This is a genomic window from Catellatospora paridis, from assembly GCF_009720365.1.
Taxonomy (GTDB): domain Bacteria; phylum Actinomycetota; class Actinomycetes; order Mycobacteriales; family Micromonosporaceae; genus Catellatospora; species Catellatospora paridis.
Genome location: NZ_ML769314.1, coordinates 528,133 through 553,605 on the forward strand (window position 1 = coordinate 528,133; position 25,473 = coordinate 553,605).

General features: G+C 72.6%; 23 protein-coding genes and 1 pseudogene. 20 read left to right on the forward strand and 4 right to left on the reverse strand.

What is annotated here, in order from left to right:
- Positions 1–6: 6 nt before the first annotated feature.
- From F9C41_RS11485 to F9C41_RS11500, 4 genes are all read right to left on the reverse strand, one after another.
- A complete protein-coding gene (locus tag F9C41_RS11485; RefSeq protein ID WP_230689498.1) occupies positions 7–711 on the reverse strand; it encodes a DUF559 domain-containing protein in 705 nt (234 codons plus the stop codon).
- Positions 712–866: 155 nt separating this feature from the next.
- Positions 867–1,574, reverse strand: coding sequence for a TVP38/TMEM64 family protein (locus F9C41_RS11490; RefSeq protein WP_155386669.1), 708 nt, complete (start codon positions 1,572–1,574; stop codon positions 867–869).
- Positions 1,571–2,278: a type 1 glutamine amidotransferase gene (locus F9C41_RS11495; protein WP_407924685.1), complete on the reverse strand. Its 708-nt coding sequence runs from the start codon at positions 2,276–2,278 to the stop codon at positions 1,571–1,573. Before F9C41_RS11495 ends, F9C41_RS11490 begins: the two co-directional genes overlap by 4 nt.
- Positions 2,271–3,515, reverse strand: a complete 1,245-nt coding sequence (locus F9C41_RS11500; RefSeq protein ID WP_155386954.1) for a MurT ligase domain-containing protein — start codon at positions 3,513–3,515, stop codon at positions 2,271–2,273. Before F9C41_RS11500 ends, F9C41_RS11495 begins: the two co-directional genes overlap by 8 nt.
- Before the next feature lie 213 nt (positions 3,516–3,728).
- Between F9C41_RS11500 and F9C41_RS11505 the strand changes: the two genes are divergently transcribed.
- The 20 genes and pseudogenes from F9C41_RS11505 (at position 3,729) to F9C41_RS11600 (ending at position 25,469) form a co-directional block, all read left to right on the forward strand.
- On the forward strand, positions 3,729–4,004 hold the full coding sequence (locus tag F9C41_RS11505; protein ID WP_155386671.1) for a hypothetical protein: 276 nt from the start codon (positions 3,729–3,731) through the stop codon (positions 4,002–4,004).
- A 431-nt stretch (positions 4,005–4,435) separates the two neighbouring features.
- Entirely contained in the window at positions 4,436–4,867 is a 432-nt protein-coding gene (mraZ, locus tag F9C41_RS11510) for a division/cell wall cluster transcriptional repressor MraZ (RefSeq protein WP_155386672.1), read from the forward strand.
- A gap of 199 nt (positions 4,868–5,066) precedes the next feature.
- Positions 5,067–6,053, forward strand: a complete 987-nt coding sequence (rsmH, locus tag F9C41_RS11515; protein WP_155386673.1) for a 16S rRNA (cytosine(1402)-N(4))-methyltransferase RsmH — start codon at positions 5,067–5,069, stop codon at positions 6,051–6,053.
- A 114-nt stretch (positions 6,054–6,167) separates the two neighbouring features.
- Positions 6,168–6,641, forward strand: coding sequence for a cell division protein FtsL (locus F9C41_RS11520; RefSeq protein WP_230689499.1), 474 nt, complete (start codon positions 6,168–6,170; stop codon positions 6,639–6,641).
- Between the two features lie 75 nt (positions 6,642–6,716).
- Positions 6,717–8,939: a penicillin-binding transpeptidase domain-containing protein gene (locus tag F9C41_RS11525; RefSeq protein WP_230689500.1), complete on the forward strand. Its 2,223-nt coding sequence runs from the start codon at positions 6,717–6,719 to the stop codon at positions 8,937–8,939.
- 37 nt (positions 8,940–8,976) lie between these two features.
- Positions 8,977–10,572, forward strand: a pseudogene (locus F9C41_RS11530) (UDP-N-acetylmuramoyl-L-alanyl-D-glutamate--2,6-diaminopimelate ligase); the annotation flags it as partial.
- Positions 10,573–10,655: 83 nt separating this feature from the next.
- Positions 10,656–12,080 (forward strand): UDP-N-acetylmuramoyl-tripeptide--D-alanyl-D-alanine ligase, encoded by a 1,425-nt coding sequence (locus tag F9C41_RS11535; RefSeq protein WP_155386676.1) that lies wholly within the window; start codon positions 10,656–10,658, stop codon positions 12,078–12,080.
- The gene (mraY, locus tag F9C41_RS11540) at positions 12,077–13,186 is read left to right on the forward strand and encodes a phospho-N-acetylmuramoyl-pentapeptide-transferase (RefSeq protein WP_155386677.1); all 1,110 of its coding nucleotides are present in this window, start codon (positions 12,077–12,079) and stop codon (positions 13,184–13,186) included. The genes F9C41_RS11535 and mraY overlap by 4 nt, the downstream gene beginning before the upstream one ends.
- 5 nt (positions 13,187–13,191) lie before the next feature.
- On the forward strand, positions 13,192–14,583 hold the full coding sequence (gene murD / locus F9C41_RS11545; protein ID WP_155386678.1) for a UDP-N-acetylmuramoyl-L-alanine--D-glutamate ligase: 1,392 nt from the start codon (positions 13,192–13,194) through the stop codon (positions 14,581–14,583).
- 76 nt (positions 14,584–14,659) lie between these two features.
- Positions 14,660–16,195 (forward strand): FtsW/RodA/SpoVE family cell cycle protein, encoded by a 1,536-nt coding sequence (locus F9C41_RS11550; protein ID WP_155386679.1) that lies wholly within the window; start codon positions 14,660–14,662, stop codon positions 16,193–16,195.
- Positions 16,195–17,325, forward strand: coding sequence for an undecaprenyldiphospho-muramoylpentapeptide beta-N-acetylglucosaminyltransferase (gene murG / locus F9C41_RS11555; RefSeq protein WP_155386680.1), 1,131 nt, complete (start codon positions 16,195–16,197; stop codon positions 17,323–17,325). The genes F9C41_RS11550 and murG overlap by 1 nt, the downstream gene beginning before the upstream one ends.
- 26 nt (positions 17,326–17,351) lie before the next feature.
- On the forward strand, positions 17,352–18,821 hold the full coding sequence (gene murC / locus F9C41_RS11560) for a UDP-N-acetylmuramate--L-alanine ligase (protein ID WP_196279736.1): 1,470 nt from the start codon (positions 17,352–17,354) through the stop codon (positions 18,819–18,821).
- The gene (locus F9C41_RS11565) at positions 18,821–19,663 is read left to right on the forward strand and encodes a cell division protein FtsQ/DivIB (RefSeq protein WP_155386682.1); all 843 of its coding nucleotides are present in this window, start codon (positions 18,821–18,823) and stop codon (positions 19,661–19,663) included. The genes murC and F9C41_RS11565 overlap by 1 nt, the downstream gene beginning before the upstream one ends.
- Positions 19,664–19,947: 284 nt before the next feature.
- Entirely contained in the window at positions 19,948–21,057 is a 1,110-nt protein-coding gene (gene ftsZ / locus F9C41_RS11570; RefSeq protein WP_120316113.1) for a cell division protein FtsZ, read from the forward strand.
- A 49-nt stretch (positions 21,058–21,106) separates the two neighbouring features.
- Positions 21,107–21,880 carry a YggS family pyridoxal phosphate-dependent enzyme gene (locus F9C41_RS11575; RefSeq protein ID WP_155386683.1) on the forward strand — a complete coding sequence of 258 codons (774 nt, stop codon included), beginning with the start codon at positions 21,107–21,109 and terminating at the stop codon, positions 21,878–21,880.
- A 168-nt stretch (positions 21,881–22,048) separates the two neighbouring features.
- Positions 22,049–22,816 (forward strand): cell division protein SepF, encoded by a 768-nt coding sequence (locus F9C41_RS11580; protein ID WP_155386684.1) that lies wholly within the window; start codon positions 22,049–22,051, stop codon positions 22,814–22,816.
- A 24-nt stretch (positions 22,817–22,840) separates the two neighbouring features.
- Entirely contained in the window at positions 22,841–23,137 is a 297-nt protein-coding gene (locus F9C41_RS11585) for a YggT family protein (RefSeq protein ID WP_155386685.1), read from the forward strand.
- A 55-nt stretch (positions 23,138–23,192) separates the two neighbouring features.
- Positions 23,193–23,975 (forward strand): DivIVA domain-containing protein, encoded by a 783-nt coding sequence (locus F9C41_RS11590; protein WP_144121464.1) that lies wholly within the window; start codon positions 23,193–23,195, stop codon positions 23,973–23,975.
- Positions 23,976–24,328: 353 nt separating this feature from the next.
- Entirely contained in the window at positions 24,329–24,991 is a 663-nt protein-coding gene (locus F9C41_RS11595) for a hypothetical protein (RefSeq protein ID WP_155386686.1), read from the forward strand.
- Positions 24,992–25,148: 157 nt separating this feature from the next.
- Positions 25,149–25,469 (forward strand): DUF167 domain-containing protein, encoded by a 321-nt coding sequence (locus tag F9C41_RS11600; RefSeq protein WP_155386687.1) that lies wholly within the window; start codon positions 25,149–25,151, stop codon positions 25,467–25,469.
- Positions 25,470–25,473 lie beyond the last annotated feature (4 nt).

Below are 25,473 nucleotides of genomic sequence, written 5' to 3' on the forward strand. Positions count from 1 at the left end.
GGATCATCATCCCGTCCAGCCGGCGGCGCGCAGCGCGGCGCGGACCGTTTCGAGCACCTCGTCGGGCCGGTTGCGCACCGCCCAGGCCGGAAACCGCAGCACCCGCTCGCCGCGTACCCACAATGCGTTCTGCCGCCGCATGTCCGCCCAGTAGCCGCGAACATCCAGGTGCTGGGCGCCGTCGATCTCGGCGTGCACGCCGTGCTGCTCGAACAGGGCATCCAGGTATCGCTGCCGGCCCTCCGAGTCGTCGGAGCGCGCCCACTGCGCCGCGTCGACGACCGAGCGTGCGGGCATCGTGCAGGGCGGGCTGCCCAGATCATGCACGTCGGACGGCTCCAGCCGCCGCGTGCGGTGGACGATCACGTCGTGCGGCGCGTCCCGGCCGCGGGCGGTGGAGGGTATGAGCAGGTGGATAGCGTGGACGTGGAAGCCCCGCATGCCGAGCTGGGCCAACGCGGTGCGGCCGGCGGTCACCGTGCCCGGCGGCCCGGCCAGTACGGCGATCCAGCGCCGCTGGTCGTCGTCATCCGGTGCGGCCCGCAGCACGTAGACCCCGGGACGCGGGCGCTGCCAGCGGCCGGTGTCCACGCGATGCCGGACGGCCTTCTCGGTGAAGTGGGCGAGCGCCTGCGCCCGGCTGAGCACGTCATGCTGCCGGAAGAGCAGGAAGTCGAGATCGGACGACTCGTCTCGCGGCAGCGCTCGCACGTCCGCAGAGCCTAGACCAGCCGAGCAAGATCTGTTTTTGTGGACGCTGACTGCCCCTATGGGGGCGCCTGGCGTCCACAAAAACAGATCTTCTGCTGGATCCGGTCGCGTTGCGGAGCTCGGCGAATCGATGCCTGCCGGGCCGCAGGGCTGGGTCAGGCGGTGGCTGGGCGGGTGGTGGTGCGGGTCTGGTAGCGCCAGTGCAGGGCGGCGGCGGCGCTGATCAGGATCCCGGTCGCGGCCGGGATGAAGGTGAGCCAGCTCAGCGAGTGCGGGGCGATCGCGGCCGCGCCGATGGTGGCGTAGCTGAACGACGACGGCAACCCGCCCAGCGCGGTGCCCAGCAGGTAGTGCCGGAAGCGCACCGAGCTGGTCCCGTACGCGTAGCCGACCAGGCCGAACGGGGCGATCGGCTGCAGCCGGACCACGATGACGGCCAGCAGGCCGCGCCGGGCCAGCCACCGGTCGAGCCGGGCCAGCCGGTCACCGGCGTGCGCGGCGACGAAGTCACGCCCCGCCCAGCGCCCGGCGGCGTACGTGATCGTCGCGGCCAGCAGCGCCGCGGTCAACGACCAGACGGCCCCGCCGATCGCGCCGAACAGCGCCCCGCAGCCCAGCGAGATCGCGGTACGCGGGACCAGCGCGCACAGCAGCACCGTGCAGACCAGCACCGCGACCACCGGAGCGGCCGGGCCGAGCTGGTCCACCCAGGCGGGCAGCTTCTCCAGCGGCAGCTTCCACGCGGCGAAGCCCGCCAGCCCGACCAGCACCGCGAGCGCCACCAGGCGGGGCCAGTGCGTGCCGACCCCGGCCGGTGCGGTGCCGGACTCTGCCGAGGTCGTGACCTCGGATGCGGCGGTCACACGAGTCCCGCGGCGCCGAGGCGCTCGCTGCGCAGCCGGGTGTGCCAGGTGTCGTCGGCGGCGGCCAGGGCCTCCTCGCCGGTGGCCCAGCGCAGCAGCAGGTCGGCCAGGGCCGGGTTGCGCGACAGGGCGGGGCCGTGCGAGTACGTGCCGATGACGGTGCCGGACCACGCGCCCTCGGTCGCGCCGTCGTTGCCGATACCGGCGCGGACCTTGGCCAGCGGCTTGACCTCGGGGCCGAGGTGGGTGCGGCCGCCGTGGTTCTCGAAGCCGGTGAGCATGGGCAGGCCCAGCGCCGGGTCGATGTCGCCGGCCAGCTCGCCGACGGCCCGGGTGGGGCCGCGGTCGGAGTGCAGGTCGAGCAGGCCCAGGCCGTCGCACTTGGCGCCCTTGGCGAAGAAGCTGTTGCCGAGCAGCTGGTATCCGGCGCAGACGGCGAACACCACGGCCCGGCGGTCGACGGCGCGGTGCAGGCCGCGGTCGGCCGCCAGCCGCTGTGCGGCCAGGGCCTGCGGGCCGTCCTCGCCGCCGCCGATGAGGTAGATGTCGCCGTAGGGCAGCGCCTGGTCGGAGCGCACCTCGACGGTCTCGGCGGGGATGCCGCGCAGCTTGGCGCGGTGCGCCAGGATCAGCATGTTGCCGCGGTCGCCGTAGGTGGACAGCAGGTCGGGGTAGACCCAGACGATCTGGAGTGCGCTAGACAACTCGATCCAACTCCGCTCGGATGTCCTGGAACGCGGTGTAGTTCGCGATCACTTCCAGGCGGCCGGGCGGCACCGCCGCGACAGCCTCGTCGAATGACTTCACGTGGGTGAAGGGCACGTCGTTGACCTGAAGCCGGACAGCCAGGTCGTAGGCGCGGTCCCCGGTGATGAGGACCTGGCGGCCGCGCAGCGGCGCGAAGTCGACGTCGAACAGCCAGCTGGTGTCGAAGCCGTCGGGGTCCCGCGCGTTGATCGACAGCAGGGTGGGCTGCTCCTCGGCCATGTCGAAGGCCTCCAGCCAGCTGGCCGGGTTCTTGGCCAGCAGCAGGCGGATGTTGCGCCCGTCCCGGTCGACCTGGGCGTAGCGGCCGGCCACGCTGGCGACCTCGGCCAGTTTGGGCGCGGCGTCGGCGGGGGAGACCCCGAACCGGTGCGCCACGGCCAGCGCGGTCGCCGCGTTGCCGACGTTGACCTTGCCGGGGAGCTGGAGCTTGACCTCGTGGCGTACACCCTCGGGGTCGATCACGGCGGACTCGTCGACGGTCCACTGGGGTGCCGGGCGGACCAGGTCGCCGGTGGCGCAGCGCCAGGAGTCCGCGTCGGCCTCGTCGCGCTCGATGTGCGCGCCGCAGGCGGGGCAGACGTGCGCGTCCTCGCGCCAGCGCTGACCGGCGGAGAACCAGGTCACCCGGCCATCACCCGCCGCGGCGTGCGCGGCGGCGGCGTAGACGACCATCGGGTCGTCGGCGTTGGCGACCACGTGCACGTCGGGGTGGTCGGCGAGGGCGTCGCGCCACAGCTGCGCCATCATCGCCACCTCCTTGGCCCGGTCGAGCTGGTCGCGGGACAGGTTCAGCAGCGCGACGACCAGCGGCGTGGTGGCCTTGAGCACCTGCGCGAGGTAGTGCTCGTCGACCTCCAGCACGGCGTACGGCGTGGCGCCGGCGCGGGCCAGCGCGGACGTGTGGCCGGTGGGCATGTTCGCGCCGAACGAGTTCGTGGCGACGTCGCCCAGCACGCCGACCGCCGCCGCGGTGAACCGTGTGGTGGTGGTCTTGCCGTTGGTGCCGGAGACCAGCGCTATGCGCCGCCCGGCCGCCAGGTGGGCAAGCAGATCCGGGTCGATCATCATGCCCAGGCGCCCGCCGATGACCGATCCGTCGCCCCGGCCGGTGGCGCGCGAGAGCGCGGCGGCGGTGCGCGAGACCGATGCCGCGAGCGAGGCGCGCAGCGGCAGCTTGTTCTCCGTCACGCCGGAGAGGCTACCTGACTCCCGGACGGCGTCTGGCCTGTGGCGTGAACCACTGTCCGGTCGGCTGTTTTCCCAGCGTATTGCGCGAATCGGGTCTGAAGGGGTAAAACGATACAGCAGCCGCGCGCGTCTGCGCGCCACGTGCCGGTGGCGAGCCTCCGGCATAGTGGGAAGCCGCACCCCTGGAAGGACATCGCTGTGCTCGAACTCCCCGAGCGGCGCCCCGCCCGGTTGCTGCTGGGCCTGGGCGCCGGTATCGCCGCGGTCAGCCTGCTCGGCGCCCCCGCCGCCAAACCCGCCCCGACCTCAGCCAAGACCTCCGCCAGCGCGTCCGCCCAGCCCGACGGGCAGTCCCGCCGCGACCAACGCCGCCCGTCCGGCGAGGATCCGGACGCCGGCCCGGAGTCCGCCGCGCCCGCCGCCCGGACCGAGGAGGACGGCGACGACGTCGAAGCCGACGCCGCCGAGGACTGACCGCCGCGCCGAGCACCGGCGGGGCCGCCGTGGCCTCGGATCGACGGTCATATAAACGCCTCGGATCGACGGTCGTATAACTGAGTAGTACCAAGAGGCAGCTGTCAAGCACCCTCCGTCACCGCATTGCCACCTCCGGGTGATTGCGTGGAGACGGAGGGTGCATTTTGCTGCGGCGACTCCGGGTGTCAAAAAGATGACCTTGGTAACGCGCCGCGCCGCCCTCCACCGGTCGTTTACGGCCATGAGCTGCGCCTATGTGGAGCGAAACCGCACCCGGAAGGCTGAATCCGCATTGACCGTGGAGGGAAGTGGAGTAAAGTGGGGCGCAATGGCGGGCCGGACGGTCCGCCGGCCCCGGGGGCAACGCACGCCGACTCGTCCGCGAAACGAGACGGCGTCGGTGTCGGTGCTGGAGGGGGTGGGGGCCGATGTTCCTGGGCACCCATACTCCCCGGCTCGACGACAAGGGCCGGCTGATCCTGCCCGCTCGGTTTCGTGACGAGCTGGCAGGAGGTGTCGTGATCACCAAAGGGCAGGAGCGCTGTCTCTACGTCTTTCCGACGCCGGAGTTCCAGCGCATCGCGGGCCAATTGGCCGAGGCTCCGATGACGCACAAGGCGGCCCGTGCCTACAGCCGGGTCTTCTTCGCCAGCGCGCACGACGAGATCCCCGACAAGCAGGGCCGGGTGACCATCCCGGGCCACCTGCGCGAATATGCGGGCCTGGAGCGGGACCTCGTGGTCATCGGTGCCAGCACCCGGGTCGAGGTCTGGGACAAGCAGGCGTGGGACGCCTACCTCGAGGCGAACGAAGACGAGTTCGCCGGCATCGAGGAGGGGGTGCTGCCCGGCGGTCTGTGAGGACGGGGGTCCGGCACGCGTTCATGGCAGGCCGGGCTCGAAAGTCGTACCGCGAGATCTCCACCCGCTCCGGCACCTGGCGTCACTTCCCCGACGCCAGGCGCATCGCTCTCACTCTCGGCCGCGACGAGGGTGGGAACGGGGAAGCGGTTGGGGATCTGGCGGTACGACGAGGCACAGCGAAAACAGGGGGGTCGAGATGGTGGAACCACGTGGCGTACACGTGCCGGTTCTGCTTGATCGATGCCTGGAGTTGCTGGCCCCCGCCCTGGACCGGCCCGGTCACGCACCCGGCGGACGCACCGTCTATGTCGACGGCACCACCGGGCTCGGCGGTCACGCCGAGGCCGTGCTGCTGGCGCACCCGAACACGATCCTGGTCGGGCTCGACCGCGACACCGAGGCCCTGGCCTACTCGCAGCGGCGGCTGGAGCGGTTCGGCGACCGGGTGCACCTGGTGCACGCCGTCTACGACGAGCTGCCGCAGGTGCTGCCGAAGCTCGGCCTCGAGCAGGTCGACGGGATCCTGTTCGACCTCGGGGTGTCGTCGCTGCAGCTGGACGAGGCCGACCGCGGGTTCGCGTACGCCCAGGACGCGCCGCTCGACATGCGCATGGACCAGACCCGGGGCGTCACCGCCCAGGAGATCGTCAACAGCTACTCCCACCCCGAGCTGACCCGGATCCTGCGGGTGTACGGGGAGGAGAAGTTCGCGTCCAGGATCGCGGCGGCGATCCTGCGCGAGCGTGCCAAGGCGCCGATCACGTCATCGGCCCTGCTGGCCGAGCTGGTGCGGGACTCGATCCCGGCACCGGCCCGGCGTACCGGGGGACATCCGGCCAAGCGGACGTTCCAAGCGCTGCGTATCGAGGTCAACGGCGAGCTGTCCACGTGGGAGCGTGCCCTGCCCGCCGCGATCGATGTGCTGGCGCCCGGCGGACGGGTGGTGGTGCTGTCGTACCACTCGCTCGAAGACCGGATCACCAAGCAGGCCTTCGTGGCCCGCGCCCGCAGCACCGGACCGGTGGACCTGCCGGTCGAGCTGCCGGGCACCGGGCCGACGCTGCGCCTGCTGACCAGGGGCGGGGCCGAGATGGCGTCGGAGGCCGAGGTGGCCCGCAACCCGCGGGCGGCGTCGGTGCGGATGCGGGCTGTGCAACTGATCGAGCAGGACCAGGGTCCCTGATCGGGGACCGGCAGGCTGCGAGCAAAGGGGGTAGGGATGAACGTGACACCGCTGCGGGCATCGCGCCGCAGCACAACGCCGTCGCAGGGGGCGTCGCGACCGGGGGGTCGGGCCGTGACGAACGACGCGAAGGCGAGTGAGGAAGGCCGTTCGGGTGATCGCTACCGGACGGTGGGCAGTGCCGCGCTGGCGGTGCAGCCGGAGGCCGTGCCGCCGCAGCAGGTGCGGCGGCCGCGGCTGCGGCTGGCTCCGCCGATGCCGGTGGCGGCGCCGCGAACGCCGTTCGTGCTGCTCATCGTGCTGGTCGTGGTCGCCGGGGTGCTCGGCATCCTGGTGCTCAACACCAAGATCTCCGAGGGTGCCATCCAGCTGACCGATCTGAAGAAGCAGCAGGCGCAGCTCGACCTGCGCGAGCAGCAGATCACGCAGGAGATCACGGAGGCGGAGTCGCCGGGTCGCCTGGAGGCGGCGGCCAAGCGGCTGGGTCTGGTGCCGGCGGGTGCGCCCGCCTTCATCCGGTTGCCCGACGGCAAGATCATCGGGGTGCCGCAGCCCGCCACCGGCAAGCCGAGCATCACCAGCCAGTGAGCATCGCGCTCCGGCACGGCTCCCGGGTGGGGCCGTGCCGGAGCTTGCCTGCATGAAGGCGTGGAAGGGGCGACGATGGCGCGACGCGACACCGACGAGCCGGAGGACCGGGGGCGCAACCGCCGCAGCGGTATCGGCGACGCACGCGCCTTCACCCCGCGTGGGCGGACCACCCGCGACGGCGGTTCCGACGCGGGCTCCGCCCCCGACCCGCAGGCCGAGGCCGAGCTGCAGCGCCGCCGCGCCGAGCTGCGCATGGTGCGCGGCGGCCGGGCCGAGGAGGGCCGCCCGCCGCAGCGGCTGGGCCGGGTCACCGGCGCGCCGAGCCGGCGCCCGAGCCGTTCCGGCGAGGGCGACTTCGACGTCGACGAGGCTCCGCGCCGGCGCACCGCCGCTGCGGGCCGCGGCCGGCCCGCGGTTCGTGCGGACCGCGAGTTCGTCGGGCGTACGCAGGCCGCCCGTGCCCGGAACCCGTACCGCGACGATCGGGCGCCCGGGGGCCGCGGCCGACCGCAGGACCGCCGGCAGCGCCCGGTCGCCCCGCCGCCCGACCCGCCGAAGATGGGCGAGCCGCGCCGCCGGCTCCGCCTGGCCACCGCCCTGTCGCTGCTGCTGTTCGCCGCGATCGGGGTGCGGCTGGTGCAGTTCCAGCTGGCCGACGCGCCCGCGTTCGCGGCGCAGGGGCTCGAGGACCGGCTCGACACGATCAAGTTGCCCGCGCCGCGCGGCGGGATCTTCGACCGCACCGGGGCGGTGCTGGCCCAGAGCGTGGAGGCGCGCTTCATCGCGGTCGACCCCGAGCTGGTCGTGGAGCCCAGGACGACCGCCGGGCTGCTCGCGCCGCTGCTGGGCAAGGCCCCCTCGGAGATCGAGCCGCTGCTGCAGAAGGGCAAGCAGGAGGTCAGCGGCAAGCCCATCCGCTTCCGGTGGCTGCTGCGCGGGCTGAGCGTGGACACCGCGAACATGGTGCGCGCGCTCAAGCTGCCCGGCATCATCGTCGACCGCGACGAGCGGCGGGATCATCCGGGCCACGACCTCGCGGCCAACCTCATCGGGTTCACCGGCACCGACCTCAACGGCCTGGCCGGCATCGAGGCCCGCTACGACCAGGTGCTGCGCGGGCGCAACGGGCAGCTGCAGTACGAGACCGGCAACGGGCAGCTGAACAAACCCATCCCGGGCGGCTTCCGGCGGGAGACCCCGGCGCAGCCCGGCAGCTCGCTGACGCTCACCGTCGACCGCGACGTGCAGTTCCAGGCGCAGCACATCCTGGCCGCGAGCATGGAGAAGGTCAAGGCGGTCTGGGGCGCGGCAGTGGTGCTGGACGTCAAGACGGGCGAGGTCGTCGCGCAGGCCAGCCACCCGACGTTCGACGCGGGCAACCCGGGCGAGGCCAAGCCGGAGGTGCTGGCCGACAACGCCACCTCGGTGGTGGTCGACCCCGGTTCGGTGCACAAGGCGATCGTGCTGTCGGCGGCGCTGCAGGAGAACGTGATCGAGCCCGACTCGACGGTGAAGATCGGCCCGTCGATCAAGAAGGGCGACCAGGTCTACTGGGACACCCACCAGTTCGCCGAGGGCACCCGGATCACGCTGCCGGGGCTGATGGCGTACTCGTCGAACGTGGCCACCATCAAGATCGCCGAGAAGCTGGGCGCGGAGAAGCTGTACGAGTACCAGAAGCTGTTCGGGCTCGGCCAGCCCACCGGCATCGGGGTGCCCGGCGAGTCGTCCGGCCAGCTGCAGGCCCCCGAGGACTGGAGCGGGACGTCGCACGGCTCGATCCCGATCGGGCACGAGATGGCGGTGACGCCGCTGCAGATGGCGGCGGCGTACGCGGCGATCGCCAACGACGGCGTCTGGGTGCAGCCGCACCTGATCAAGCAGACCGTCGCGCCCGACGGCAAGGTGACCGAGCCCGCGCCGCCGAAGTCGCACCGGGTCATCAGCGCCGAGAACGCCGCCTCGCTGCGCGAGATCATGGAAGCGGTGACCACCGTCGACCAGGCCACCGGCCGCTCGGCGGCGCTGCCCGGCTACCGCATCTCCGGCAAGACCGGCACCGGCTCGCAGGTGCTCAACGGCAAGTACGTCAAGGGCGAGGTCGGCTCGTTCATCGGCATGGCCCCTGCGGAGAATCCGCGCTTCGTGGTGGCCGTGTTCGTCAAGACGCCGGGCGTCGGGGCGGGCGGCAAGGTCGCCGGTCCGGCGTTCCGCGACATCATGGCGTACACGCTGCGGCACTTCAAGGTGCTGCCGAGCACCGTCGGGTCGCCCAAGTTCGTCACGTATTACTGATCCATGTCACTAGAAGTCAGACACAGCGGGCACAGGTGTGCGGTGGGTCATGGGCCAGCGGGTAAGGTCTGACGCCGTGCCCGGGAAACTCAGCTCCACCGCCGCCCCGCTGCGGCCCGCCCGCGTGGCGCCGGTCGGCCTCGCCACGCTCGCGAGCCTGTCCGGAGCCGTCAGCGAGGCCCCGCCGGAGGCGCTGGCGGCCGAGGTCACCGGCATCACCCACGCCAGCGACCAGGTGCGGCCCGGAGACCTGTACGCGGCCCTGCCCGGCGCCCGCCGCCACGGTGCGGAGTTCGTCCCCGGAGCGCTGGCCGCCGGTGCGGTGGCCGTGCTGACCGACGCCGCCGGCGCGGCCCACCCGGCGCTCGCGCCCGCGCTCGCGGCGGGGGTGCCCGTGCTCGTCGTCGCCGACGCCCGCGAGGCACTGGGGCCGGTCGCCGACGCCGTCTACGGCTCGCCCACCGCCGCGCTGACCGTGATCGGGCTGACCGGCACCGCCGGCAAGACCTCCACCGCCTACCTCGTCGAGTCCGGGCTGCGCGCCGCGAGCCACGTGACCGGGCTGGTCGGCACCGTGGAGACCCGCCTGGGCGACGTCCGGGTGACCAGCGTGCGCACCACCCCCGAGGCGACCGACCTGCACGCCCTGTTCGCGCTGGCCCGGGAGAACGGCGTCACCGCGGTGGTGATGGAGGTGTCCAGCCACGCGCTGGTGATGGGCCGCGTCGGCGGGGTGCGCTTCGCCGTCGGCGGCTACACCAACTTCGGCTCGGACCACCTGGACTTCCACACCGATTCCGACGACTACTTCCAGGCCAAGGCGCGGCTGTTCGACGGCCGCTGCCGCACCGAGGTGCTCAACCTCGACGACGCGGCGCTGCGCCCGCTGCTGCGCCCGGCCACGGTCACCTACTCCGCTCTCGGCGACCCCGCCGCCACGTGGCGCGCCGCGGACATCGTCGAGCAGGACTTCGGGCAGCGCTTCATCGCGCTCGGCCCGGCCGGCCCGGTGCCCGCCGGGGTGCGGCTGCCCGGCCGCCACAACGTGGCCAACGCGCTGCTGGCGCTGGCCTGCCTGACCGCGGTCGGGGTCGACCCGCGCACCGCCGCCGACGGCATCGCCGCTTGCCCGGGCGTGCCCGGCCGGCTGGAGCAGGTCGACGCGCCCGGCCCGGTGGTGGGCGTGGTCGATTACGCGCACAAGGTCGGCGCGATCGAGGCGGCGCTGCTGGCCCTGCGCTCGCTGGCCGACTCGCGCGGGGGCCGCCTGATCTGCGTGCTCGGCGCGGGCGGCGACCGGGACACCGGCAAGCGCCCGCTCATGGGCGCGGCCGGGGCGCACGGCTCCGACCTGCTCATCGTCACCGACGACAACCCGCGCACCGAGGACCCGGCCGTGGTCCGAAGCGGCGTGCTCGCGGGCACGGCGGGTTCGGCGGCCGAGGTCGTCGAGATCGCGGGTCGCCGCGCCGCCATCGCTGAGGCGGTGGAGCGGGCCAAGGACGGCGACGTGATCGCGCTGCTCGGCAAGGGCCACGAGACCGGCCAGGAGATCAACGGCGAGGTGCTGCCGTTCGACGACCGCATCGAGCTGGCCGCCGCGCTGACGGCCCGCTACGGCTCCGGTCAGACGGCCGCCGCGCCGCGCGACGCCGGTGGATCGCGTGACGCCGCGCCAGACCAGGCCGTCCCGGCCGCCGAACACGAGGAGGGCCGATGATCCCGCTGAGCCTGGCCGAGATCGCCGCCGCCGTCGACGGCGCGCTGCACGGCGGCGACCCGCAGGCGCGGGTGACCGGCACCGTGGAGTTCGACTCCCGCAAGATCGGGCCTGGTGGCCTGTTCGTCGCGTTTGCGGGGGAGAAGGCCGACGGGCACGACTTCGCCCCGGCCGCCGCGGCCGCCGGCGCGGTCGCCGTGCTCGGCTCGCGCCCGGTGGCGGAGCTGCCGACGATCGTGGTCGCCGACCCGCTGGTCGCGCTGGCCCGGCTGGCCCGCGCCGTGCTGGACCGGCTCGACACGACGGTCGTGGCGATCACCGGCTCGTCCGGCAAGACCACCACCAAGGACTTGATCGGCGGGCTGCTGAGCGAGCTGGGCCCGACCGTGGCCCCGCCGGGCACGTTCAACAACGAGCTCGGACTGCCGTACACCGTGCTGAAGGCCGACGCGGACACCCGCTTCCTGGTGCTGGAGATGGGCGCGCGCGGGGTCGGCCACATCAAGGACCTCTGCGAGATCGCCCCGCCGAACATCGGCGTGGTGGTCAACGTCGGGGTGGCGCACATCGGCGAGTTCGGCTCGGTGGAGGGCATCGCCCTGGCCAAGTCCGAGATCGTGCAGGCGCTGCCCGCGGACGGGCTGGCCGTGCTCAACGCCGACGACCCGCGGGTCGCGGCGATGGCGGACGTGACCGCCGCGCCGTCGGTGCTGGTGGGTCAGGCCGAGAACGCGGACCTGCGGGCCGTGGACGTGGTGCTGGACGGGCGCGGGCGTCCCTCGTACACCGTGGTGCGAGGAACCGAGTCCGCGCGGGTGGAGCTGGGGCTGACGGGCGCGCACCAGGTGGGCAACACGCTGCTGGCGGCTGCCGTCGCGCTGCGCTGCGGCCTGCCGTGGGCCGAACTGCCCGCGGCGCTGGCCCGGTTGCGCGCCGTCTCGACCCGAAGGATGGATGTTTTCGATCGTGCCGACGGTGTCACGGTCATCGACGACTCGTACAACGCGAATCCGGCCTCGACCGCGGCGGCGCTGCGCGCGCTGCGCACCCTCGGCGGGGCAGGTCAGGACGAGCGGCGCACCGTGGCGGTGCTCGGCTACCACGCCGAGCTCGGTCCGGCGGAGCGCGACGGCCATGCCGAGGTGGGAGCGCTGGCGGCTACGCTCGGCGTCGGCCTGCTCATCGTGGTGGGCGAGTCAGCCGCGCCGATCCTCGACGGCGCGGCCTCGGTGCGGCAGTGGGAAGGTGAGTCGGTGCTGGTCAGCGATCAGGCCGCGGCGATCGGCGTGCTGCGGGAGCGTCTGCGGTCCGCAGACGTCGTGCTGGTGAAGGGTTCGCGCTACCGGACCTGGGATGTGGTGGACGCACTGCGCGAGACACGTGCCCTGCAGGGTGCGAGTGACGGAGACGGCCACCGATGAGATCCATCATCGTCGCGATCCTGGTGGCGTTCGCGGTATCCCTCTTCGGCACCCCCATTGCCATCAAAGCCTTCACCCGGCTCAAGGCGGCCCAGCCCATCCGCACCGACGGGCCGCAGACCCACCTGGCCAAGAAGGGCACGCCCACGATGGGCGGCGTGGTGTTCATCTTCGCCACCGTCATCGCCTACGTGGTGGCGCACCTGAGCCTGACCACCCTGCCCGAGAAGCAGATCGCCCAGATCACCCCGACCATCACCGCACTGGTGCTGCTCGGCCTGTTCGTGTTCTCCGGCGCGGTCGGCTTCATCGACGACTTCCTCAAGGTGCGCCGGCGCAACAGCGGCGGCCTGAACAAGCGCGGCAAGCTGCTGGGCCAGCTGCTGGTCGGCGCGGCGTTCGGCATCATCGCGCTGAGCGACCCGGGCTCGAACACCGAGACGGTCGGCTCCACCAAGATCTCGTTCGTCCGGGACATCGGCTGGCTGGACATCGGCAAGGTGGCCGCGATCGTCCTGTTCGTGTTCGTCGTGCTCGGCGCGACCAACGGCGTGAACCTGACCGACGGCCTGGACGGCCTGGCCACCGGCACGTCGGTGATGGTGATCGGGGCGTACAGCTTCATCGCGGCCTGGCAGTACCAGCACTGGTGCGCCGACACCTCCGGCTACGCCGCGAACCCCAACAACTACTGCTATGCGGTACGCGACCCGCTGGAAGTGGCGATGATCGCCGCCGCGGCGGCCGGCGCGCTGGTCGGCTTCCTGTGGTGGAACACCTCGCCGGCCCGCATCTTCATGGGTGACACCGGTGCGCTCGCGCTGGGTGGGCTCATCGCGGGCCTGGCCATGTCGACGCGCACCCTGCTGCTGCTGCCCATCATCGGCGGCCTGTTCGTGATCATCACGATGTCGCTGGTGATCCAGGTGATCTCCTTCCGGACCACCGGCAAACGCGTCTTCCGCATGTCGCCGCTGCACCACCACTTCGAGTTGGCAGGCTGGAGCCAGGTCAACATCGTCGTCCGCTTCTGGATCATCGGCGGCATCGGAGTGGCGATCGGCCTGGGCATCTTCTACAGCGACTTCCTGCGCGTGATGGGGTGACATCGATGTACGAGGGCCGTTCGGTGCTGGTCGCCGGGGCGCGGGTGGCCGGAGCCGCCTGCGCCACCGCCCTGGCGGGCCTCGGTGCCAAGGTGACGCTGGTCGACCGGGCCGCCTCGGCGGAGACCGAGCGGCTCGCGGACGCCGGCTTCACCGTGATCATCGGTGAGCCGGACCCCGGGCAGCTGCTGTCCGGGATCGACGACCTGGTCGTCTCGCCGGGCTTCCCGCCGCACCATCCGCTGGCGCTGGCCGCCGCGGCCGCCGGGGTCGAGGTGTACAGCGAGCCGGAGCTGGCCTGGCGCCTGCGCAAGCCGGACGGACCCCGCTGGCTGGCGGTCACCGGCACCAACGGCAAGACCACCACGGTCACCATGCTGGCCTCGATCCTCGGCGCGGCCGGACTGCGCACGGCGGCACTGGGCAACATCGGCACCCCGCTGGTCGACGCCCAGGCCGGCGGCCCCGCCGGGTACGAGGTGCTGGCCGTCGAGCTGTCCAGCTTCCAGCTGCACTGGTCCTCGACCATGGCCCCGCACGGCGGCGCGCTGCTCAACCTGGCCGACGACCACCTCGACTGGCACGGCGGCTTCGACCACTACGCGGGGGCCAAGACCGCCGTGTGGCGCTCCGCGGCCACCGGGGGCACCGCGGTCGGCAACCTGGACGATCCGCGCGTCAGGGCGCTGCTGGAGGGCCTGCACGCCGCCGGGCTGCCCGGCCGGCTGGTCGGGTTCACCCTCGACGTGCCGCCGCCCGGCTGCGTCGGCGTGGTCGAGGACGTGCTCGTGGACCGCACCGGCGACGGTGACGCCCACGAGCTGGCCACCCTGGCCGACATCCGGCCGGTCGGCGCGCACAACGTGGCCAACGCCCTGGCCGCCGCCGCGCTGGCGCTGTCGGTGGGCGTGCCGCACGAGGCGATCCGGCGCGGCCTGGCCGGTTACGTGCCCGAACCGCACCGCAACGCGCACGTGGCCACGGTCAACGGCGTGACCTGGGTCGACGACAGCAAGGCGACCAACCCGCACGCCGCGCAGGCTTCGCTGACCTCGTACGAGCGGATCGTGTGGGTGGCCGGCGGGCAGCTCAAGGGCGTCGACATCGACGAGCTGGTCGCCCGGATCGCGCCCCGGCTGGCCGGGGCGGTGCTGCTCGGCGTGGACCGCGCCGAGATCGCCGCGGCACTGGCACGACACGCGCCGCGGCTGCCGGTGGTGGACGTCGCGCGCACGGATGATGGGGCGATGGCGGAGGTCGTGCAGGCGGCTGCCCGGCTGGCCGAGCCGGGCGACACCGTGCTGCTCGCACCGGCCGCCGCGTCCCTGGACATGTTCCCCAGTTATGCCCGCCGCGGCGACGCGTTCGCCGAGGCGGTGCGCGCCCTGCCCGGCTGACCCGGCCCGCGCCGCGCGGCGCCCGGCACAACAGAACAGCACCCCGTCCGCAGCGGCCGAGATCGGAGTCCTCTCGATGACCGGTGACGCCCGTACGGCAGCCCCGCCCGAGCAGGCGGGCACGCCGGCTCCCCGCGCGCTGCGGGTGGACCTGTTCACCTGGCTGGCCGCCCTGCGCGGGCTGCTGTCCCGGCCGCTGGCCTCGTACTACCTGCTGCTGGCCAGCGCGGGCCTGCTGCTGGTGATCGGGCTGGCGATGGTGTACTCGGCGACCAGCGTCGCGGCGTACAACGCCAGCGGCAACGCGTTCGCGGTCATCGCGCAGCAGGTCATCGCCGCGGTGGTCGGCCTGGCCGCGTTCTGGGTCTGCCAGCGCCTGCCGCGGCGCACCTTCCGGGCCATGGCCCCGGTCGCGCTGACCGTGTCGATCGTGCTGCTGGTGCTGATGGACGGCATCGCGCTGCTGCACGCCTCCAAGGTGCTGCCCGAGCCGCGGATCGGCTTCATCCACTCCGAGACGCTGTGGCTCTACCTCGGGCCGGTGCAGCTGCAGCCGTCCGAGCTGGCGAAGTTCGCGCTGGTGCTGTGGGGCGCGGACGTGCTGACCCGCAAGGGCAACTCGATCGTGCGCCTGCGTGAGCTGTTCTCGCCGCTGTTTCCGCTGGTGGGGCTGCTGTTCGTGCTGGTCGGCTACACCGACCTGGGCACCATGCTGTGCCTGCTGATCCTGTTCATCGGCCTGCTCTGGGCGGCCGGCACGCCGATGCGCTACTTCGGCATGCTGATCGGCACCGGCCTGGCCGGCATCGCGCTGCTGATCGTCGCGCCCGGCCTGGGCGGCTACCGGTCGGACCGGTTCGGCGCGTTCTTCCAGACCGATGCCGAGGTCATCACCTGCACCGCCAACGACGACACGTGCTACCAGTCCAAGCAGGGGCTGCTGGCGATCTCCGACGGCGGCTGGTTCGGGGTCGGGCTGGGCAAGAGCAGCCTGAAGTGGAACTGGCTGCCCAGCGCGCACAACGACTTCATCTTCGCGGTCATCGCCGAGGAGCTCGGCGTGGTGGGCTGCCTGGTGGTGCTGTCGCTGTTCGCCGTGCTGACCTTCACCGGGCTGCGGATCGCCCGCCGGGTCAACGACCCGTTCCGCCGGATGGCGGCCTGCGCGGTGACGCTGTGGCTGGTCGCGCAGGCGGTCATCAACATCGGCGGGGTGGTCAAACTGCTGCCGATCACCGGCCTGCCGCTGCCGTTCATCTCCGACGGCGGCACGGCCCTGGTGGTGACCCTGGCGGCGGTCGGCATGCTCGCGTCGTTCGCCCGCGCGGAGCCGGACGCGGCGCGAGCCCTGCATGCCCGTCCGGCCCCGAAGTGGGCCCAGCTAGTGTGGGCGCCGTTGCCACCTCTGCCGTCCCCGGCGCGACCCGCCGACACGGCGGCCGCCGCGACCGCGGCGACGGAGGTGGTGAAGGCGCGCGCAGCGCAGCCGAGGGACATGCAGGCGAAGGAGCCGGCCTCGCGCACCGCGGGACAGTCCCCGGGGGACCGCCGTTCGGGCGGGTCGCCGGGACGGTCCGGCAATGCAGGTGGTCCGGGTGAGAGGAGACGGTGATGGTGTCAGGTGACGGCCGGTTGCGGTCGGTGGTGCTGGCCGGTGGTGGCACCGGTGGGCACATCTACCCGCTGCTGGCGTTCGCGGACTGTCTGCGCCGCCACGACCCGGACGTGCGCATCACGTGCCTGGGCACGCCGCGCGGCCTGGAGACGGAGCTGATCCCGGCGGCCGGCTACGACCTGCGGCACATCCCGGCGTACCAGCTGCCCCGCTCGGTGAACATGAACCTGCTGCGCACCCCGGACCGGATGTTCCGGTCGACCAAGGCGGCGCGTGCGGTCATGGACGAGGTCGAGGCGGACGCGGTCGTCGGCTTCGGCGGGTACGTCTCCGTCCCGGCCTACCTGGCCGCGTGGCGGCGGCACACGCCGATCGTGATCCACGAGGTGAACGTGCCCGCCGGCGTGGCCAACAAGCTGGGCATGCGCTTCACCGAGAACGTGGCGGTGGGCTTCCCGCACCAGCCGCGCCAGGACGAGTCGCTGCGCGGCGCGGCCGTGGTCGGCGTGCCGCTGCGGCAGTCCATCACCACCCTGGACCGGGTGGCGCTGCGCGAGCGGGCCCGCGCCCACTTCGGGCTGGACCCGCACCGGCCGACCCTGTTCGTCTTCGGGGCGTCGCAGGGCGCGCGCTCGATCAACCTGGCCGTGGCCGCCTCGGCGAAGGCGCTGACCTCGGCCGGCGTGCAGGTGCTGCACGTGATCGGCGCCCGCAACGAGGACTTCGAGGTGCCGAGCGACCTGGCCGCGCCGTACGTGCGGGTCAAGTTCATCAACGAGATGGAGCTGGGCTACGCCGCCGCCGACCTGGCGCTGTGCCGCGGTGGCGCGATGACCTGCGCGGAGACCGCCGCGCTCGGGGTGCCCGCGATCTACGTTCCGCTGCCGTACGGCAACGGCGAGCAGCGGCGCAACGCGCTCCCGGTCGTTGAGGCTGGTGGTGGACTTATCGTGGACGACGCCGAGCTGACCCCGCAGTGGATCGAGCAGAACGTGCTGCCGCTGGTCACGGACCCGGCCCGGCTGGCCACGATGGGCTACGCGGCCGCGGCGTACGGCCGGCGGGACGGCGATGAGCAACTGCGGGCGTTCCTGCTGAACGCGCTGGCGTCGGCGAAGCGAAACTAGGGAGGCGTGCAGTGGAGACGGCGGAGATGATCCCGGCGGGTGTGCTCACCGCGGAGGACCTGGGCCGGGTACACATGATCGGCGTCGGCGGCGTCGGCATGAGCGGCCTGGCCCGGCTGCTGCTGACCCGCGGCGTGCCGGTGTCCGGTTCGGAACTGCGCGAGTGGCCCGCGCTGGCGGCGCTGCGGGCGCTGGGCGGCACGATCTACATGAGCCACGACGTGTCGAACCTGGACGGCGTCGACACGGTCATCTACTCGACCGCGATCCCGGCCGACCACGTGGAGCTGGCCGAGGCGCGCAAGCGCGGGCTGCGCGTGCTGCACCGCTCCGAGGCCCTGGCGGCGTCGATGACCGGGCGGCGCACCATCGCGGTGGCCGGCACCCACGGCAAGACCACCACCACCTCGATGATCACCCTGATCCTGCAGCAGGCGGGGCTGGCCCCGTCGTTCGTGATCGGCGGCGAGATCTCCGAGGTGGGCTCGAACGCCCACCACGGCACCGGGGAGTTCTTCGTCGCCGAGGCCGACGAGAGCGACCGGTCGTTCCTGCTGTACCGGCCGCACGTGTCGATCATCACGAACGTGGAGGAGGACCACCTCAACACGTACGGCACGCTGGCCAACCTCGAGGACGCCTTCGTCGAGTTCGGCACGCTGGTCGAGCCGGACGGCTTCGTGATCACCTGCGCCGACGACCCGGGCGCGATGCGGGTCACCGCGCGGCTGCGCGAGCTGGGGCGCACCGTGTTCACGTACGGCGAGTCGCCCGACGCGGACCTGCGGCTGACCGACATCACCACGACCGCCGCGGGCGTGCGCTACCTGGCCGCGCTGAACGGGCAGGAGCTCGGCGAGTTCTCCATGCCGGTGCCCGGCCGGCACCTCGGCCTCAACAGCGCGTCGGCCGTGCTGACCGCGCTCAAGCTGGGCGTGGACCCGGAGGTGGTGGCGGCCGGGCTGGCGGCGCACCCGGGCGTGCGCCGCCGCTTCGAGCTCAAGGGCATCGTCAACGGCGTACGCGTCTACGACGAGTACGCCTACCACCCGACCTCGATGACCGCCGCCCTGCACACGCTGCGCGAGGTGGCCGGGGACGGCCGCCTGGTGGTGGTGTTCCAGCCCTACCGCATGTACCGCACCCGGGACCTGCAGGAGGAGATGGCCGCCGCGCTGGGCCTCGCCGACGAGGCCGTGATCATGGAGGTCTTCGGCCCCGGCGAGGTGCGCGAACCGGGCGAGGGCGGGGTGGCGCTGACCGCAGCGGTCCCGCTGCCGCCCGAGCAGAAGATCTTCGTGCCGTCCTGGGAGGACGTGCCGGGTGAGGTGGTTCGCCGGGCTCGCGAGGGCGACGTGGTGGTGACCATGGGCGCGCCGCCGATCTCCCTGATGGGCGACGAACTCATGGCGGCCCTGGCGGAGCCCACCGACCCGGTCTCCCCGAACGGATACGTCGCCCGTCACGCCTCGCCGGACGCGCGAGAGCTGGGCTGATGCCCGAGGGCCGGACTCGCGACACCAACGCCGCCGGCGCCGCCGCGGGCGACGGATCGCGGCGGCGCTGGCGGCTCGTGCGGGCCGGCACCGACGCCATCCCGCCGTGGGTCCGGCAGTTCATGCGGCGCCCCCGGATCCCGCTGTCCCGGGCGGGACGGGTGCGCCGCCGCCGGCTGCTGGTGGCCCGACTGGGCCTGGCCGCCGGCGCGCTGGCGGTGGTGGGTGTGCTGGGCTGGCTGGTCTTCGTCTCCCCGGTGCTCGGGGTGCGCGAGGTCTGGGTGGAGGGCGCCCTGATCCTGGAACCGGACCAGGTGCGCGTGACCGCGGCGGTGACCGACGGCACGCCGCTGGCCCGGGTGGACACCGAGGCGGTGCGCGCCCGGGTGGCGGCGCTGCCCCCGGCCCGGGAGGTCACCGTCAGCCGCAGCTGGCCGTCCACTCTGGTCATCGAGGTGGTCGAGCGGACGCCGGTCGGCGCGGTGCCCAACGGAAAGAAGTACGATCTTTTCGATGATCATGGTGTGATCTACCGTACGGTCTCCAGCGTCCCGTCCGGAGTCGTGCGGGTGCAGTTGGCCACGCCGGGTCCGCAGGACGTGTCCACCCAGTCCGCGCTGACGGTGCTGCGGTCGCTGACCAAGCGGCTGCGGTCCGAACTGGCCACCCTGGTCGTGGAGGGGCCGGCCCGGATCAGGCTGGAGATGTCCGGGGACCGGGTCGTGACCTGGGGCGACGCTGAGGAGAGCGAGATGAAGGCGAAGGTGGCGGACGCCCTGCTGGCCAAGCCGGACAAGCGCATCGACGTCAGCGGCGTGCCGGAGGTCGTGACCCTCGGTTGACCCCGCGGGCGGCCCGCGGCCGCGGTGGCGTGCGCGAGGTCTCCATAGTGGAGTACGAGACACGCCGCAGTGGTCCTTGGATCACAGCGTGCCGACGCTTACGTTTCCGTACAAGACAATGATTGACATAACCGTAAGGCTCTAGTAGAGGTTTAGGGTTCTCGCCCGGAACCGCTGCCGGAGCGGCAATGACCGGAGGTCCGCCTCCGCCGTTGCGGCAAGCTAGGCCGGGTGGGGGCGCAGCCCTCGCCCTTGTGGCACAAGAGCCTCGAAGGAAGGGTCCGATGACACCTCCGCACAATTACCTCGCGGTCATCAAGGTCGTCGGCATCGGCGGCGGTGGCGTCAATGCCGTCAACCGCATGATCGAGGTCGGCCTCAAGGGCGTGGAGTTCATCGCCATCAACACCGACGCGCAGGCGCTGCTGATGAGCGACGCCGACGTCAAGCTCGACGTGGGCCGGGAGCTGACCCGGGGCCTGGGCGCCGGGGCCAACCCCGACGTGGGCAAGAACGCCGCCGAGGACCACCGCGACGAGATCGAGGAGGTGCTCAAGGGCGCCGACATGGTCTTCGTGACGTGCGGCGAGGGCGGCGGCACCGGCACCGGCGGCGCGCCCGTGGTCGCCAACATCGCCCGCAAGCTCGGTGCGCTGACCATCGGCGTGGTCACCCGGCCGTTCTCCTTCGAGGGCAAGCGCCGCCAGGTCCAGGCCGAGTCCGGGATCGAGGAGCTGCGCAACCAGTGCGACACGCTCATCGTGATCCCCAACGACCGGCTGCTGGCGCTGGGCGACCGCGGCATCACCATGATGGACGCGTTCCGCCAGGCCGACCAGGTGCTGCTGTCCGGTGTCCAGGGCATCACCGACCTGATCACCACGCCGGGTCTGATCAACCTCGACTTCGCCGACGTCAAGAGCGTCATGAGCGGCGCCGGCAGCGCGCTGATGGGCATCGGCAGCGCCCGCGGCGACAACCGAGCGGTGGAGGCGGCCGAGCGCGCCATCTCCAGCCCGCTGCTGGAGCAGAGCATGGACGGCGCGCGCGGCGTGCTGCTGTCCATCGCGGGCGGCTCCGACCTCGGCCTGTTCGAGATCAACGACGCGGCGCAGCTGGTCACCGACGCGGCCCACCCGGACGCGAACATCATCTTCGGCGCGGTCATCGACGATGCGCTGGGCGACGAGGTGCGGGTGACCGTGATCGCGGCCGGCTTCGACGGCGGCTCGCCGTCCTACAAGCCGGTGGAGATCCCGCGCAAGGTCACCCCGCCGGTGGAGGCGCCCACCCTGCGCCACCCGACGCCGACCAACACGCCTCCCACGCAGTCGCAGCGCAAGGTGCTCTTCGACGACGTGGATGTCCCGGACTTCTTGAAGAACGGGTCGTAGCAAGCACAGGCTCTCGTGATCGAAGCTCCGGCCATGCGGTAAGAACAGCATGACCGGAGCTTCTTTCGTGCGGAGGTTGATCTTGACTGACGAGCAGCGGCGCGAGCAGATCGCGGCGAACCTGGCGGCGGTGCGCGAGCGCATCGCGGCGGCCGCCGCGCGGGCCGGGCGCGCCCCGGGCGAGATCACCCTGGTCGCGGTGACCAAGACCTACCCCGCCTCCGACGTACTGCACCTGGCCGCCCTCGGGGTCGCCGACGTGGGGGAGAACCGCGACCAGGAGGCCGCCCCCAAGGCCGCGGAGACGGCCGCGGCAGGGGCGGACCTGCGCTGGCACTTCATCGGGCAGCTGCAGCGCAACAAGGCCCGTTCCGTGGCCTCCTACGCCGCGATGGTGCACTCGGTCGACTCGGTGCGGCTGGCGACGGCCCTGGGGGCCGCGGCGGCGCGGGCGGCCGGCGAGGGCCGGCCGGCACCGCTCGATGCGCTGGTGCAGCTCAGTGTGGACGGTGACGCGGAGCGGGGCGGCGCGCTGGCGCTCGGCGACGATCCTGATCGGGCGCTGCTGCGCGTGGCGGAGGCCGTCGCCGCGTCGCCCGCGCTGCGGTTGCGCGGCGTTATGGCGGTGGCCCCGCTGGACTGGGCGCCCGAGCGCGCCTTCGCCGAGGTGGCCCGGTGCGCCGCGCTGATCCGGGCGGCACATCCTGATGCGACGGTGGTCTCCGCGGGCATGAGCGACGATCTGGACGAGGCTGTGGCGTGCGGCGCGACACATGTGCGCATCGGCAGCGCATTGCTCGGAATGCGACCACCCCTGCGGTAGCCTGGCGGCTGGCACCGAAATTACACGAGTGTGGTTAACCCACGTGAGTGAAGATGAAGTGCAGCAGGCACCGGCTTGGTGGCGGGCTTTGACAAAGAAGCTGGTGTCTGCGCGAGAGCGGCACAGGCACGGGGGTTTGTGCCGCACGGCGGACGGAGGGGCGCGGCAATGGGCGCACTGCGGAAGGCGGGTGTCTGGCTCGGGCTGGTCGAGGACGATGACGAGCACGAGTACGACGAGCCTGCCTACGACAAGGGGTATTCCTCCGGTTACCGCGACCGCGGGGGTCGCCGCGGCGACCGGGCGGATGATCGCTACTCGCGTGACGGGGGCCGGTACAACGACGACTTCGAGGACGACGACGACCTCGACGAGGCGCCGTCGGTCCCGCGTACCCGGATGGCGGCCGACCGCAGCGGTTCGGCGCGCCTGGAGGCGGCGCGCGAGTCGGCACGGGCGGAGGCCACCCGGCTGAACGTGGAGGCGCGCCTGGAGGCGGCGCGGGCCGAGCGGGCCACGGTCCGCCCGATCACCCGTCCGCTGACCGCGGCGCCGGCCACGGCGCTGGGCGGCACCACCGCCACGCGCGACAACCTGGCGCTCGCGCCCCAGGTGCAGCCGCAGCAGCGGGTGGCGGCGACGGCCGAGGACGACCGACGGCCGCAGATCACCACGCTGCATCCCACCACGTACAACGAGGCGCGGCAGATCGGGGAGCGGTTCCGGGACGGCACGCCGGTGATCATGAACCTGACGGAGATGGACGAGGCGGACGCCAAGCGTCTGGTTGACTTCGCTGCGGGACTCGCATTCGGGTTGCGGGGTACGATCGAGCGCGTCACCAACCGGGTGTTCCTGCTCTCACCGGCCAACGTCCAGGTCACTGCCGAGGACAAGGCCAAGATCGCCGAGGGCGGGTACCTCAACCAGAGTTAGTCCTACCGAGGGACTCCGACTGTCGTGTTTTCGCCTGTGCTGCAGGTCGCGTACCTCGCGATCTACGTGTTCTACCTGGTGCTTCTGGCCAGGTTCGTGATGGGTTACGTGCTCTCGTTCAGCCGGCGCTGGCAGCCGGTGCGAGGGTCGGCCGCCGCGCTCGAGGTGGTGTGGAGCGTCACTGATCCGCCTCTCAAAGCGTTGAGGCGTGTGATCCCACCGTTGCGCATTGGTACCGTGAGCATCGACCTGAGCTCCATCGTCCTGTTGATTATCCTTTACGTGCTGATGATTATCGTCGGGGGACTGATCCGCGGGTGACCCCCACCCGCGGGCCCGTTCCTCAACGCGGCCGCGACTGACCCGAGGAGTTTCGATGCCGCTCACCCCGGCCGACGTGCACAACGTCGCCTTTAAAAAGCCTCCGATCGGCAAGCGGGGGTATGACGAGGAGGAGGTCGACGCCTTCCTCGATGAGGTCGAGCGCGAACTCGCCCGTTTGATCGAAGAGAACAGCGAACTGCGCATGCAGGTCGAGCGCGGCGGCGGTGGCCGTCAGCCGGTCGGCCCCGGCGGCCCCGACCCGCGTCTGGCGGCGGAGCTGAACGAGATGAAGGCTCAGCTCGACCGCATGCAGCGCGACAAGTCCGCGGCCGAGCAGGCCGCCCGCGCCATGCAGAACGAGCTGGAGCAGCTGCGCGGCGGCGGCATGGCGGCCGCGGCGGCGATGTCCGGCCCCGAGGGCGAGCAGCAGGCCCTGCGCGTGCTGATGATGGCCCAGCGCACCGCCGACGACCACGTGTCCGACGCGCGCCGCGAGGCCGACAAGGTGCTGTCCGAGGCCCGTTCCAAGGCCGAGGAGGTCACCCGGGACGCCCGGGCGAAGGCCGACGCGCTCGAGCGCGACGCCCGCCAGCGCCACCAGGAGGCGATCAGCGGCCTGGACGCCAAGCGCACCGCGCTGCAGCAGCACATCGACACGCTCAAGCAGTTCGAGCGGGAGTACCGCACGCGCCTCAAGGCGTACCTGGAGAGCCAGCTGCGCGACCTGGAAGGCCGCGGGCAGAGCCTGGAGGCCGAGATCGGCCGCGAGGACCGTCCGGCCGGCGGTGGCCTGGCCGCCGCGGGCTCCGGTTCGGGCTCCTTCAACGGCCGCTGAGCGGCTGCGCCACCGGGTGAGACCACCGGCGTCCCTGGGCGGTCCGTTTCGGCGGACCGCCGGGGCGCGGCGGCTGATCCCGGCGGCATGTCCCACCTGTACCACCCCTCACGCACCGCCAGAGTCACCGCGGCAGCCTCACCCCTCGTCGCTGCCGTCGCACCGCAGATAGAAAACGAGCCTGGGTGCCTCCGAGCCGTGACACGGCCGGCGCCCCGGGTTCGCCGGTGCGGGACCCTCCCGCGCCGGTAGCGAGACGGCCGGTTCGTGAGCGCTTCCCCCCGGGTGATGCCCAGGAGCGTGTCCCGGACCGGGCCGAGACCTGGATCTAGCCGACGCGGCGGGGGTGAGCTGTGATAGTCGCAAGTCTGCTGCTCATCCTCGTTGCTGTTGTGCTGCTCGTGCTGGGCCTCACGGACGGATCGAGCGGTCTGCTCGTCGGTTCGATCGGCACCAGCCTGCTGGCCGCGGTCGCCCTTGTGGTGGGCGCACGCCAGGCTGCTGCCGCGCGAGCCGCGGCCGGACTCCTCGATGAAGACGAGGACGAGCAGTTCGACGGTGACGAGGATGACGAACCGGCCGGCCGGCGTGCCGGCGGCCGGGCTGTGGTGCCGCCCCGGGTTCCCGAACGGGACGACTGGGACGACGAGCCGGCGCGCCAGCCGGTGCTCGGCCGCACCGACAACGAACCGATGTCCGCCGGATACCAGCAGACCGAGGTCGTGCTGCCGGCGCAGGGCGCGGGCGGGCGGGCCGACGATTTCGACGACGAGGATCCGCCGGACGAGCCGGTGGCGCAGCGGATCTCCCCGGCGGACGCGGCGCGTATCGCCCGGATGTCGGCGGACGTGCTCGTGATCGACGGACGGCCGCGCTACCACGTGGCCGGGTGCGTGCACCTGCTGGGACGGCCGTACGAGCCGCTCCCGGTGTCCGAGGCCGTGGACCTCGGGTTCAGCCCCTGTGGCCTCTGCGAGCCGGACAGCGCCCTGCTGGCCGACGCCCGCCGGGTCTGACCGGTCCTCCGGTGCACCCGCTGATCTTCTCGGGCGGGGCGACCGACCGCTTGGCGCGCCGCCTTCCAGGGCGGCGCGCCAGGGCGGGTCGGTGATCCCGGGCGGGACACCGGAGGTCCTGTCACATGGCCGGAAGGGGCTTCCGGCACAATGGGTCATGGCACGTGATCGGTCCTCCTCGGTGACGGAACCCGCCGTGGTCGCGGTCCGCGTCAAACCGGGCGCGGGACGGACACGGGTCGGCGGCGCCTATCCGGGTCCGCACGGCATCGCGCTGATCGTGGCGGTGCAGGCGCCCGCCGTCGACGGCCGCGCGACCGAGGCGGCCCGCCGCGCGCTGGCCGACGCGCTGTCGCTCCCCGCGGCCAGTGTCTCGCTACGCACCGGGCCGGCCAGCCGGGACAAGCTCTTCCTGATCGAGGCGCCGCCCGCCGACCTGGCGGCGCGCCTGACCGCGCTGCACGAGGCGGGTCGGTGATCGC